This window comes from Pedobacter jeongneungensis (assembly GCF_039538295.1).
Taxonomy (GTDB): domain Bacteria; phylum Bacteroidota; class Bacteroidia; order Sphingobacteriales; family Sphingobacteriaceae; genus Pedobacter; species Pedobacter jeongneungensis.
Map to the genome: position 1 here is coordinate 185,650 of NZ_BAABBY010000003.1, position 12,387 is coordinate 198,036.

Here is a 12,387-nt window from a genome sequence, read left to right on the forward strand (position 1 = left end):
CAAGCCATCACCAAACGTTGGATATTATACTAATATTTATCCACCCTGACCAATAAACGAATGGCCATTGAACTAATGAACCTTTTATAATTACTATTAAACTTACGTGTTATGAAAGGTTCATCATCCATTTTCCATTTTCAATCTTCCATAATTTGTATTAAGTTCTTATCTTCGTGGCATGTATCGCCTTATTAAACCACTATTCTTTAAATTTGACCCTGAAAACGTACATTATTTTGTCGTAAAGCGGTTAAAATGGTTTAATGATAAGTTTCCATTGGGTAAAACCATTATCAGAAGCAGCTTTGATGTTCACATTAAAGGTTTAGAACGCGAAGTTTTTGGCATAAAGTTTAGAAACCCTGTGGGCCTGGCTGCCGGATTTGATAAAAATGGCGAATATGTGGAGCCACTCAGCAATTTAGGTTTCGGTTTTATCGAAGTAGGCACGGTTACCCCAATGCCTCAGCCTGGTAATGATAAACCCCGTATGTTTCGCTTACCTAACGATGAAGCGCTGATTAACCGGATGGGTTTTAACAATAAAGGCGTGGATGTAATGGCCGAGCGTTTACGCTTGCTAAAAGATAAACATCCCGATATTGTTGTGGGTGGAAACATCGGCAAAAACAAGGCTACCCCAAATGAAGATGCGGTAAGCGATTACATTAAATGTTTCGACCGTTTGTTTGATGTGGTAGATTATTTTGTGGTAAATGTAAGTTCGCCAAATACCCCGGGCCTGCGTGAGCTGCAGGAAAAAGAACCACTTAAAAAGATTCTGAATACTTTACAGCAGCGCAACCGTAAAAATGATATTTCACGCCCGATTTTATTAAAAATAGCACCGGATTTAACTGATGCACAACTGGATGACATCATCGAAATTGTTGCTGAAACCAAAATTGCAGGCATTATTGCAACCAATACCACCATTAGCAGGGAGAATTTAGCTACAGCTCAGGAAATAAAAACCGAAACAGGTGGTTTGAGTGGTAAACCTGTTAAAGAACGCTCTACCGAAGTAATCCGCTACCTTTCAGAAAAATCCAATAAAGCTTTTCCTATTATCGGTGTGGGTGGTATCCATTCGGCTAAAGATGCCAAAGAAAAGTTAGATGCCGGCGCTTCTTTGGTGCAGTTATATACCGGTTTTATCTACGAAGGACCAGGATTGATTAAAAGTATCTGTAAAGAATTGGTTTAGTAGCTTGTTCTATGCAATCAGGTTAAATTTTAGAAAAAAGCATACCTTATGGCCCTGTTAATCGATTACAAGTTTACTTGATTTCATTGATATTACCACGCCAGTTAAAATATTTAATTTTCTTTTTAGATTATTATACTTTTATTTTGAGGTATCCTTTGTTAATTTATTGACTAATTATTTTTTCTTCTTTTAGGCTTATAAATAATGTATCGTTTCTTCCTTCTATAAAAGCATAATTCACGCCTTTTTCTGGATGTATTCTTGCAATATAAACTGAACCTATTTTTTTGCTTTTAATAATTACATCAAGGTATCGTCCATTTATCATTTGATTTATTCTGAAGTATCCTTGATCATTGGTAATAGAAAATACAGTTTTGTTATTAGGATCTACAACTTTAATTCCTTTTAACGGATTTCTCCCTTCATTGTATATGTATCCCTGTATATATGATGGTGATTTTGATGAACACGCAAACAAAATCACGATAAAAAATATCATTATTGATCTCATACTAAAATAACCCGAATTTAAGTTTAACCAATAAGCCCTAATATATTTTTAAGGTTACCATAGATTTACTGAGTTTGATTGTTTACTTTTAAATAAATTGTACCAATATCGATTGTATCCTTATTCGTATCATAGGTTTTTAAGTTAATTTTTTTTGTATCATATCCTTTTTTCTTTATGATAATCATTGAATTAATTTCTTTAATAGATTTGATAAAATTTTGATAGTTTTTCATTTCAATTTTTGGTAATATAAATTGACCTTTATTATTGGTTGTCACATTTCTCGGACTTAATACATCCAGTGAATCATAAACTATAGAAACATTAGGCAATGGTGTTTTATCATCACGTATTAGGCCTATCACTGATTTTCTATAGATATAAGATGCAGTATTGCACGATGAGAATAGCCCTAATAAAATTGTCAGGTAAAATTTTATTTTCATATAATTTTAATTTTGGTTAACCAGGTACGCCCAAGTGAATCTTCAGGTGCTATGATTTACCCTGTGATAATAATCTTCAACATATTTCATCCATGCTTTAGTGGAAAATCATTTCCTGAAATTGATTGCTATTTAAAAAAAAACGCTATCGATTTTTATTGTGTCATTACCACCATCAGAAATGAGCGTATCAGATATTAATCTAAGTTTTATCTTCTGACGTTAATGCCTGGTTACGATTGCTTAAACAGCTGCTTTCTGTTATCAAGATAAACAAATTCCCTGATTATTGGCTTAATAAATGAGAGATTGTTTGCCTTGGGAAGTACAGAAATCTTAAATAATGGGAGGCAATTGTTAATAGGTGGGATAAAGAATTACGACCATTAAAAAGTTAAGGATAAAGCATGATGAGTCTTAATCTTTTTAGTTGCAAGTAAATTTTAAGGCATAAAAAAAGCATCCTTTGATCAGAAGGATGCTTTAAGTTTTTTTAGATTCTCTAAAAACTATTTTGCTAAACCAGCTAAAACAGCATTGTTTTTAGCTAACTGATCGTTTTTAGGTTGTGCAGAACGGCTACCTAACTCAATGTTAGTTGCTCTCTTTAAAAATGCTACCTCCTGGTGAGCTGTATTTTTATTTCTTCTGTCTTTTCTTTTTAATCTGGTAACTGCCATGGTAATAACCTTTTATTATATTTTATTTGTACAAATGGAGGTCGAGAGCGGATTCGAACCGCTGTAGAAGGTTTTGCAGACCTCTGCCTAGCCACTCGGCCACTCGACCTTTAAATTCAAGGCTGCAAAAATAGCAATTATTAGTTAGCCCGCAAATAATATCTCAATTTAATTTCGAACTCGCACTAACTCAGCACAAAAGATTGCAGCACTTACTGCCACATTTAGCGATTCGGCTTCACCAATCCTGGGAATGGTAACCGGTTTATTTATTTTTTTAATCACTTCCGGCGAAATTCCCTTCCCTTCATTACCTAAAATTACCAATCCCTCGTTGCCCCATTGGGTTTTATAAATTGATTCGCCATCTAACAGCGCTCCGAATACAGGCAGCGAATTATCACTTAGAAAAGCAGGTAAATCTGCCTCAAAAATATTTACCCTCGCTAATGAGCCCATGGTAGCCTGTACTGTTTTGGGATTAAATACTTCTACACAATCTGCAGAACAAATGATGTTTTTAAAACCAAACCAATCTGCGGTGCGTATAATAGTGCCCATGTTGCCCGGATCCTGCACGCCATCTAAAACCAAAGTGAACTGATTTTTCAATTCTTTCTGATCTAATTTCTTGTTTTTAGTGATATGAACCAATGCTAAAAAGCCCTGTGGCGTTTGCAGCGTACTAATCTTGTCTAATTCAACGTTGTTTACTTCAAATAAGTTTATATTTGCGGGCAATTTGGGTAACAAATTGTATTGTTCGCTGTTGTAAAATATGGTATGAATGTGGTAACTTGACTGAATAAATTCTTTTATGGATTTTATGCCTTCAACAATAAATAAACCATGCTCTTTACGGTATTTTTTTTGATGTAACGACTTTATAAAACTAATCTGTGATTTTGAAAGCATACCAATACTTAATAAATATTAAACTGAAAAGCACTGCAATATTACTATTTATTATTGTTTTAATTCAGGCCTGTTCATCAACAAAATACATTGCCGACTACCAATCGATCGTAAAAAAGGTTACAATAGATAGTGTTGACAAGAAATTTGAGGAGCAAGCTTATAATTATGTTCAGAAAGATCTCAGGCCTGCTTCTAAACTGAGTATTCAGGTGCCATTGTATAACCTGTTTAATACTAAAGACGGTAGGTATAAAACAACTGATATTAAGCCTTTTGGTACACCTCCAGCCATTTTGGACAGTACTTTGGTCGAGATTTCAAGAACCCAGATACAGAAATTTTTAAAAAGTAAAGGATATCGTCAGGCAGAGGTAACATCAGCGATCAAGGTAGAGAATAAGAAAGCAGAAGTAATTTTTAGTGCCAAACCAGGCCCGGCTTACTTTATTGATAAACTTACTGATTCCATTCCAAATACAAATATTAAAAACCTTTACGAATCCAATAAGGCAAGCGTAACGCATTTACATAAGGGCATGCAATATGATGAGGACTCTCTAACCTACGAAAGGGAACAGATTTACCGCATCATGAAAGAGAATGGTTATTTCTATTTTTTAAGGCCTTATGTAAATTTCGACGTTTATGGTGCAGAAGCTACTTCTAAAACCAATAAAATTGATTTGAACCTGAATGTAACTGATCCGAATGATGGTCCGCATAAGCAGTTTAATATAGGCTATACCCACATGATTATCGCACCAAACCCTGATGGTTTTCCTGATTCTGTGCGTTATAAATTAAATAAGGATACTATTAACGGGATCATCTTTACCGATTTCTCCAAACGTTACCGTAGAAACCCGATTGTGAGGTACGATTTTTTAAAACAAGGCGAACTTTACGATATCCGCAATGAAAACCTGACTTATGATCGCTTATATGAGCTGAATATTTTTAAAAATGTAAAAATCGATTATTTCAGAAGGGATAGTACGTCAAATAAAGTTAATACTGTAATCCAGCTTATTCCGCAAAAGGTAATGAGTAACCGGGTAGAGGGGGAGGTACCATTTAATGGTGGTACAGTAGGCTTTAACTTAAGTAATACTTATACCAATAACAATATTTTCAGGGGTGCTGAACGGTTCGAACTTCAGGTAAAAGGTGGTTTACAATCCAGGATAGGCAATGGAGCTAAACCATTCAGTGATATTTACCAGCGCGATTTTTCGATCAGTGCAAGTATTACGGTGCCAAGATTGATGATTCCTTTCTACAATCCGGTGCTGGGCGGTAATGGAATGCCACACACTACTTTTGCATCAAGCTACATTTATGCGCTACAAAAAGATGTTTCGGTAAGGAGGATATTTATAAACTCAGTTACTTATGATTGGTTTGAAACCAAATCAAAGTTACACTCTTTTACACCATTAAACTTTGAATACCGTTTTGGTAACTTGGATACTGCAAATATCGATTTAGCTACCAGGCTTAATAATCTTTATTACTCTGCACTGCTCGATCGAAAGGATTTAACACTAGGTATGAAATATACTTATACTTTAAACGCTGACAAATTAAATCAGCTTAGAACTTTTGTGTATTTACGGGCAGGAATGGATATTGCAGGTAATATGCTACAGGGGATATCCAGATTAGCGGGCTCTAAACATGATCCTGCCAATGATGATCCAGCCAAGATTTTGGGGTTGCCATTTAATCAATATATGCGACCGGAAGTTGATTTAAGATGGTACAAGCATTTAGGGGGCGAAAGGCAGTTTATTGCACGTTTAAATGCAGGCGTGGCTTATGCTTACGGAAATTCGGTGTTAACTGGTATTCCTTTTGAGAAACAGTTTTTTGCAGGTGGATCTAGTGGCGTAAGGGCCTGGCAGGCTAGAACGATTGGACCAGGTAATTACAATCGTGAAGTGATCGCAAGTGATGCATATCGAAAAGCATTTTTTGGATTAGACCAATTGGGTACCATGCGGATTGAAACAAATTTTGAATATCGTTTCACTGTTGCCAAGAATTTTTTGGGTGCTACATTAAAGGGGGCAGCATTTGTTGATGCAGGCAATGTTTGGAATATTCGCAAAAACGAATCGGTTAGTTCCGGCTTTGATGAATTAGATGAACTAACAATATTTAGGGTGAGTAAATTGGCTAAGCAACTGGCTGTAGGTACCGGCTTAGGCTTAAGGTACGATGTGCAATATTTTGTATTTAGATTTGACGTTGGCCTGAAACTTAAAGATCCTCAGTTTTCGGGATCCGATCAGTGGGTGATTAGTAAGTTTTTCACCGGTGCAAGAGATTTCAAAAATAATTATAATGCAACACACGGCCCCGATACCTATCGTTTCATTCAGTATAACTTTGGTATTGGTATGCCGTTTTAATTAACCGAAAAGACTTAATGCTTTAGGTTTGGTAGCCGGATCTTTAAAAGAAAATTCTTTAAAAGGTTGCCACCTTTTATTCTGGTGTTTATAAACAGAAAAAGAAGAAACGGAGAATTCGCGCTTAAATTTCCGGTCTTTAAAATCATCTGCGATTTGTTTAAAAACTGCTTTTATATCTCTGAAAGCCAAAGTTAAATGCGGATTAAACTTTTCTTTTTTCTCAATTAGTTTTAAGGGCTGTAATTCTTTTGAAATCTGCTTTTCCAAGGTCATAATGCCTTCGTTGCGTTCTACATCAAGGTAAAATGTATGTTCGGGAAAGGAATTGAAGTTTTTAAGCACTTGTGTAAACGGAACATTAAAAGAAGCATCTTCCAGGGCTTTGAAAAAACGTTTTTCGGCTTCCTGGGATGATAACATAACCGGTGGATATAGAGTAATGTGTGCCGGCCGCTTTAGCGATTCGTGTACGTTAAATTTCTCTGAAATGTAGTGTCTGATCTCATCAATATCTTCTATAATAGAAACCGGAGGAACCAAACATACTAAATATAGATTTTCCATGGAACAAATTTACTAAAAATATTAGCATAAATTAGGGTGCGTAATAATTATTTTATAGATTTCTCCACTGCGGTCGAAATGACGGAACTATGTAGCTTTGATTTGTGTATCCGCGAGCCTATTTTTATTGATTACTTAAATTCATTTGCCACAGATGCACAGATTAACACGGACAGTTTCTCAAGCGCCATGGTCTGTTTCTCAAGCGCCATGGTCTGTTTCTCAAGCGCCATGGTCTGTTTCTCAAGCGCCATGGTCTGTTTCTCAAGCGCCATGGTCTGTTTCTCAAGCGCCATGGTCTGTTTCTTAAGCGCCATGGTCTGTTTCTCAAGCGCCATGGTCTGTTTCTCAAGCGCCATGGTCTGTTTCCCAAGCGCCATGGTCTGTTTCTCAAGCGCCATGGTCTGTTTCCCAAGCGCCATGGTCTGTTTCTCAAGCGCCATGGTCTGTTTCTTAAGCGCCATGGTCTGTTTCTCAAGCGCCATGGTCTGTTTCTCAAGCGCCATGGTCTGTTTCTCAAACGCCATGGTCTGTGTCCCCACAGACCATTTTAAATTCTATCGCCGTGGTTCGTGTCCCCACAGACCATTTTAAATTGGGATTCCTCGTAACGGACTGATGTTTAATAAACCCGACCGGCAGCGTTACCCCGATTGAAGTTCAATTTAATTTATCGGTTATTTATCGGGGTTAAGCCAAGGGCGGGACTGGCGGAACTGAAGCACTACAAGCACTGCTTTTCTAAAAAAAAATAAATAAAATCTGCACTACAAATCAACTTTCGTTTCTCTTTTTTACACTTGCTTAATTCTCAAACCTTGCAGTAAAGATTGCTTAGCCGCTGAAAAAGCCGTCTCGCAATGACAATTTACGCTGATCATTGAAAAACATCAGACCAGATTCTTCAATCCATCAAAAATACTTTCGAAAAAGGTAGAAAGATTGAGTCCGTTGCTGTGGTTAAAATAAACAAATACCAAAAATACAATTACCACAAATATAATGAGTTTGCGGAAGGCAAAGGCAATAATGATCAGTGCTATCGGGATGATAAAAAGCCATAAACTGTTAATTGCATAAGGACTTAAATCGGTATCTTTTTTATACACGTAAACCAGCTTGCTGTGCGTACCGGTATCGTTCTGGTGTTTGATGTAGACAAATGTAGATTTATCGATTGGTAATGGCAGTACTGCAATACCATCATTAAACTTTAAGATTTGTGTAAAACCACTTACGCTAAAGGTGTAGGTGCCATTAATATTCTCATTTGGGGTATTTAATGAATCGGCTGCAATAATGGCGAGTTTATTATTTTTGAGCAGATTTTCTTTTACCAGAAAATTGTTGATGGCTGCATTTTGGGCAAAGCCAAAAAAACCGATTAAACACAAGGATAATAAAAGTAAGATTCGTTTCATTCGATAGAACGTTTATTGTAAATTAAATAACCGATGTGCAATAATACACCATTTCTTTTAATCGCATCATTATATAAATTATAACTTAAGCTTACGGGGCCAAGCGGTGAATGATAAACTAAACCTGCCGTACCTGCATAACGTAATTTGGTAATGGCTTTTGCATAATCTACATTCTGGAAACCATTCAGCTCAAACTCTTTATGAGGCAAAAATAAATATCCTTCTAATCTAAAATCGAGATTTTTTTTAACATTATAAATGTTTTTTATTCCACCGGCCGCATAAGTAGTCGCCCTGAATTTATCGAGGAAGAGCGATCTGCTGTCTTGCAATGGATAAAAAGCCGGAGCGGTTAACAAGGTAGCATAATAATTACTAAATAGTGGCTGATTGGAAATAACTCCCTCTACGATATAACCTAATGTATATTTTTTAAGGTGTAAAAAATAATTTTCCTGGGTGAGTTTTATACTGCCCCAATGGTGCAAACGACTAAATTCAGCGACTTTAACAAAGCCAGGGGTATTGCGGAAAATATTGCCGGGATCGTAATTTTCGCGACCGGTAGTATAATTAATACTTAACGAAAAACTCTGCCCGTTTGTGGCATATTGTTTTCGGTTGAGCGAGTTTTTCTCAAAATTTAATGTGCCCCTGAAACCGTTAAAAATGGTTTCATCTAATACATCGCCCACGTTAAAGGTATTGTTTGGACTATAGTGGTCGCTATTGTTGATAAAGGTAGAGTGAAGGACAATTTTGGTGTTGTAATTTAATGGCATACCCACCATCAGATCAATTTTCCGGTCGGATTGTTCGATATAAATGGGGCGGGGGTTTTCGATAAAAATCTGACTGGTGTTATAGTAATTCCAGTGGTTATAAGTTAGTTCTGCAGCGAGAAATAAGGGGAGTTTTGTTGGATAATCTACCCGGCCGTTAACCTGAACAGATTCGTAAAAACGGCCTGAATAAAAGCTGGTGCCAAAGGTGTAAGATTTTCTGTTGAGGTAATTGTATTGTGCACCTAGAAAAACATTGCTGATGGGCCTGGTCGAAATATTACCGCCCAGATCGAGTTTAAAACTTTTCTTGGGTTGTGCCACTACTTCAAAGGTATAGCTATCAGTTGCGGCCTGGTAGGATATTTTAGGATACACAGTTTCAAAAGTCTGGTCGGCAACCAGTTTATAATAACCACGCCTGATATCTTTGAGATCGAAAGTGCTCTGGTCGCTTTTAAAAAGCCTTTCCACATACTTTTTTTGCTGTGCGTTAACACCTGATACGGTAACATTGCTAAACTTTAACTCAGGTTTTCCTGCATTAAATTTTGCTCTTCTTTTTGCCAGTTCTTCGTCGCTTACCCGTTTGCTGATCAGAGCTTTAATTCTCGGCATATCGGCCATGGTTGCATCGTATCCCTTTTTAATCAGCTCTGCCACCGGTGCGAAATTGGTTACACTGTAACTGGCCAGATCGGGCTGGATGTACACCCCGTTTTTGCCGATCATGGTAGAATCTGATTTAGAAAGAAACATATACACCAAAAAGCGGTTCATTAAACGGTCGTCGATATTTTTAGGGTATTCGTTATAGGTTTTAGAAGAAACGTTGGCTCCGATTACGAAATCGGGTTTAAAATCCCTCTCCATTACATCTGCAGGAAAATTATTGTACAGGCCACCATCAAAAACATATTTTCCGTCGAGTTTAATGGGGCGGTACACAATGGGAACAGTCATGGTAGCCCTTACGGCTTCGGCCAAACTGCCTTTACTTACGGTGATGCTTTTTTGCGACAATACATCGGCCACCATACAGCGGTAGGGTACAAAAAGGTTATCGAAGTTATCTTTAGAAACGGCAGAGGCCTGAGAAAAAAGCTCTAAAAAAGCAAAATTTAGGGGGATATCGTTAATGAGGTTAGAGCGGAAACTAAAATGGAAGCCGGTATCGATAGCCACTTTTGCAGTAAGCATAGAGGCATTTGGTGCATTTTTCTGAAAATAATAGGTATAATCGCTGGTGTACCGTCCGTTAACCCAATTTTGAAAGTCGTTACTGAGCGCAATTTCTTCAATTTGTTTCGGGCTATAACCTGCCGCATACATGGCCCCCACAATACCGCCCATTGAGGTTCCGGTAATGTAATCGATGGGGATATGGTTCTCTTCAAGGGCTTTTAAGGTACCGATGTGCGACAATCCTTTTGCGCCTCCACCACTAAACACAAGGCCAACTTTTTGCGCCTGCAAATGGTTACAGTACAAAACGAAAAGGATCAGCAAAAATCTTTTAAAAGTTACCACCCCTAAAAATAAGGGTTTTTCTTTTAAAATCAGTTCAATATGAAAATGTTGTAGGTTAAAAATGTTGCAAAACTTACCCAGATAAAATATGGAATAAATATTAATCCTGCCCATTTATTGATTTTATAAAAGGTGATGGCATTGATTACAATAAACAGCAGCAGTAAAATGATTTCGGCGAGGGCAAAACCCACTTCGTGCAGGTAAAAGAAAATGAACTACCAGGCTAAATTTAAAATTAACTGGATGAGGTAGATGGCTACCGTACGTGGAAAATGCACTATTTTATCACGTTTAACCCAAACCAGGTAAGCTGCAATGCCGATTAGTAGGTAAAGTGTTGTCCAAACCGGGGCAAAAAGCGAGTTTGGAGGATTAAAAGAAGGTTTGTTGAGCGTTGGGTACCAGGTTTTAACAGATTGAGCGGTTGCCCACCCACCAAGGGCACCTACGCCCAAAGTAATGGCTATATTAACAATAAAAGCTACCGGTTTAAATTTCATGCTGTAAATTTGAGTTTAAACATTGGTAAAACCTAAAATGTTTTTACCTGCCAATGCCCGGAACAACGGGTAAACTTTCATTGTCTTCGTTTCCAACACTTTGTACGGCAAATAAATAATTGTCTTTACTGTAAGGCAATCTTAATTCGGTGGCAGTGGTGAAAAACTTCTTCTCCCAAACCGGGCTGCTGGTTTCGCGCATTAATACATAATAGCCTTTTACAGTACCATTTACAGGCGCTTTCCAGTACAGATATGTAGAATTGCTCAGGTTTTTAACATCTACTTTTACCTCGGCAGGTACAGATGGTGCTTTCGCCAGATTGGCCAGAACGGCAATATTTACGCCGGTGTTTTTGCGCAGGTACTCAAAATCCATAAATTCCTGTAAATCGCCATACCTGATTCCTTTTTCTGTTCTCAGATCCTGGTGCTGGTGGTCGAAATTTTCGTTCATTTCGGTAATGCGCACGGCGGTAAAGCCATTTTCTACAAATGGCGTATGGTCGCCGCCCCGTAAAAACCTGTCGTTCCTGTAAATCAGTTTTACTTCGAGCTGATCTACATAACGCTCGCCGATTTCTTTAACATAACGTGCCAGCTGACGGCTTTTTCCGTCATTTTCCAAACCAAACTGGCGGATGCTTTTTGCATTTTTATCTAACTCGTAACCTGGTAAGCCTTCACTAAAAACCCGTAACCTGGTATTGTCTATAATCTGGGTTTCGCTGCTGTTGTTACTGCCAATCATGTCGTTGTTCAGCATGGCATCTACATTCCAGTTTTCTTTTTTTGCCTTTGCAGCCATAAAACCCGATCCCAATAAAGACTGTTCTTCGCCACTTACGGCTACAAAAATAATGGTAGCAGCAAATTTATACTGGCTCATAATCCTTGCGGCCTCAATTACGCCGGCCACACCGCTGCCATCATCGTTAGCGCCCGGTGCATCGCTGGTTCTGTTCATTACATCGGTAACCCGGCTATCGAGGTGACCGCTTACCACATATACGCGTTTATCGTTTACATCGGTACCTTTTAATACGGCAACAGCGTTACCCAATAAAGTGGGCTGATCTACTCTTTTGCCATCGGGTTTAAAGGTGGTGGTATCTAAATAGGCAGTTAGCCGGCCATCGCCCTGTTTTGCAAACTGGTTAAATTTGCTTACTACCCAGTTTCTTGCTGCACCAATGCCTTTGGTTTTGCTTTTAATATCGCTTAAGGTGTTCCTTGTGCCGAATGCAACCATTTTTGAGATATACGACTTTAAAGAATCCTGATTAACCGCTTTAACCATTTTATCGATATCCTGATTGCGGATAACCACAGTTTGTGCTTTGATAGATAAACTTATTGAAGCAAAAAGTATAATTGAGTAGATTTTTTTCAT

General features: G+C 37.7%; 11 protein-coding genes, 1 tRNA gene and 1 pseudogene. 2 read left to right on the forward strand and 11 right to left on the reverse strand.

Annotated features, from left to right (window positions below; genetic code table 11):
- The first annotated feature begins 181 nt into the window (after window positions 1-181).
- Window positions 182-1,210 carry a quinone-dependent dihydroorotate dehydrogenase gene (locus tag ABD769_RS06790; protein ID WP_344850518.1) on the forward strand — a complete coding sequence of 343 codons (1,029 nt, stop codon included), beginning with the start codon at window positions 182-184 and terminating at the stop codon, window positions 1,208-1,210.
- Between the two features lie 166 nt (window positions 1,211-1,376).
- Here ABD769_RS06790 and ABD769_RS06795 read toward each other — a convergent pair whose 3' ends face one another.
- The 5 genes from ABD769_RS06795 to ABD769_RS06815 all read right to left on the reverse strand — a co-directional run bounded on the left by ABD769_RS06795 (window position 1,377) and on the right by ABD769_RS06815 (window position 3,771).
- Entirely contained in the window at window positions 1,377-1,727 is a 351-nt protein-coding gene (locus tag ABD769_RS06795) for a peptidase associated/transthyretin-like domain-containing protein (RefSeq protein WP_344850521.1), read from the reverse strand.
- Between the two features lie 65 nt (window positions 1,728-1,792).
- Window positions 1,793-2,176, reverse strand: a complete 384-nt coding sequence (locus ABD769_RS06800) for a hypothetical protein (RefSeq protein ID WP_344850523.1) — start codon at window positions 2,174-2,176, stop codon at window positions 1,793-1,795.
- 509 nt (window positions 2,177-2,685) lie between these two features.
- On the reverse strand, window positions 2,686-2,856 hold the full coding sequence (locus ABD769_RS06805; protein WP_010602219.1) for a hypothetical protein: 171 nt from the start codon (window positions 2,854-2,856) through the stop codon (window positions 2,686-2,688).
- A 35-nt stretch (window positions 2,857-2,891) separates the two neighbouring features.
- A tRNA-Cys gene (locus tag ABD769_RS06810) sits at window positions 2,892-2,965 on the reverse strand.
- Window positions 2,966-3,024: 59 nt separating this feature from the next.
- Window positions 3,025-3,771, reverse strand: a complete 747-nt coding sequence (locus tag ABD769_RS06815) for a TrmH family RNA methyltransferase (RefSeq protein ID WP_344850529.1) — start codon at window positions 3,769-3,771, stop codon at window positions 3,025-3,027.
- Here ABD769_RS06815 and tamL point away from each other — a divergent pair.
- Window positions 3,756-6,188 carry a translocation and assembly module lipoprotein TamL gene (tamL, locus tag ABD769_RS06820; protein ID WP_344850531.1) on the forward strand — a complete coding sequence of 811 codons (2,433 nt, stop codon included), beginning with the start codon at window positions 3,756-3,758 and terminating at the stop codon, window positions 6,186-6,188. The genes ABD769_RS06815 and tamL overlap by 16 nt on opposite strands.
- Here the strand turns inward: tamL and ABD769_RS06825 are convergent, their stop codons facing one another.
- The 6 genes and pseudogenes from ABD769_RS06825 to ABD769_RS06850 form a co-directional block, all read right to left on the reverse strand.
- Window positions 6,189-6,755, reverse strand: a complete 567-nt coding sequence (locus tag ABD769_RS06825; RefSeq protein WP_344850532.1) for a 2'-5' RNA ligase family protein — start codon at window positions 6,753-6,755, stop codon at window positions 6,189-6,191.
- A 131-nt stretch (window positions 6,756-6,886) separates the two neighbouring features.
- On the reverse strand, window positions 6,887-7,282 hold the full coding sequence (locus tag ABD769_RS06830) for a hypothetical protein (protein WP_344850535.1): 396 nt from the start codon (window positions 7,280-7,282) through the stop codon (window positions 6,887-6,889).
- 363 nt (window positions 7,283-7,645) lie between these two features.
- The gene (locus ABD769_RS06835) at window positions 7,646-8,176 is read right to left on the reverse strand and encodes a hypothetical protein (protein WP_344850536.1); all 531 of its coding nucleotides are present in this window, start codon (window positions 8,174-8,176) and stop codon (window positions 7,646-7,648) included.
- Complete coding sequence (locus ABD769_RS06840) at window positions 8,173-10,605, reverse strand: patatin-like phospholipase family protein (RefSeq protein ID WP_344850538.1); 2,433 nt, start codon at window positions 10,603-10,605, stop codon at window positions 8,173-8,175. The genes ABD769_RS06835 and ABD769_RS06840 overlap by 4 nt, the downstream gene beginning before the upstream one ends.
- A pseudogene (locus ABD769_RS06845) lies at window positions 10,521-10,994 on the reverse strand (TspO/MBR family protein). The gene ABD769_RS06840 and the pseudogene ABD769_RS06845 overlap by 85 nt, the downstream one beginning before the upstream one ends.
- Window positions 10,995-11,037: 43 nt before the next feature.
- A complete protein-coding gene (locus tag ABD769_RS06850) occupies window positions 11,038-12,387 on the reverse strand; it encodes a M28 family metallopeptidase (protein WP_344850539.1) in 1,350 nt (449 codons plus the stop codon).